Origin of the sequence: Streptomyces sp. NPDC127092, assembly GCF_042722475.1 — a bacterium.
GTDB lineage: Bacteria > Actinomycetota > Actinomycetes > Streptomycetales > Streptomycetaceae > Streptomyces.
Map to the genome: position 1 here is coordinate 573 of NZ_JBHXFE010000313.1, position 642 is coordinate 1,214.

Annotated in this window: 1 protein-coding gene and 1 pseudogene; both read left to right on the top strand. The window is 71.3% G+C overall.

The window, feature by feature from the left end; all coding sequences use genetic code 11:
* Positions 1-74: 74 nt before the first annotated feature.
* Positions 75-338: pseudogene (locus ACFWJO_RS40000) on the top strand (peptidase M13); the annotation flags it as partial.
* 70 nt (positions 339-408) lie between these two features.
* The coding region (locus tag ACFWJO_RS40005; protein WP_386873244.1) for a M13-type metalloendopeptidase at positions 409-642 on the top strand (234 nt) is incomplete at its 3' end.

Consider the following 642-nt stretch of genomic DNA (forward strand, 5'->3'; position numbering starts at 1 on the left):
CCGGTGTGCAGGGGCTGCTCGAGGGACCCGAGGCCGCCGACCTCGAGGACTGGCGTCACTGGCTGATCCTGCAGGTGCTGCGCTCCTTCGCCGGGTTCCTGCCGGACGCGTTCGTGCAGGAGAACTTCTCCTTCTACGGCCGCCGCTTGGCCGGCACCGAGGAGGTCCGCCCCCGCTGGAAGCGCGCGGTCGCGTTCGTCAACGGGGCGGCCGGCGAGGACGTGGCGCAGCTCTATGTGGCCCGCCATTTCCCGCAGGGCCACGTGGCCGCGATGGACGAGCTCGTGGGCCTGCTCCAGGAGGCCTATCGCCGGTCCATCGAGGAGCTCGAGTGGATGGGCGAGGAGACCCGTCAGCGGGCGCTCGAGAAGCTGGCGATGTTCCGCCCCATGGTGGGCGATCGGCGCTGTGATCGGCCACGAGATCGGCCACGGCTTCGACGACCAGGGTTCGCGGTACGACGGCGCCGGTCGGCTCGAGGACTGGTGGACCGAGGAGGACCGTGCGGCGTTCACCGAGCGCACCTCCCGGCTGGTGGCCCAGTACAACGCGCTCTCCCCGGCCGAGGCCCCGGACCACCGCGTCAACGGCGAGTTCACCCTGGGGGAGAACATCGGCGACCTCGGCGGCCTGGGCATTGCC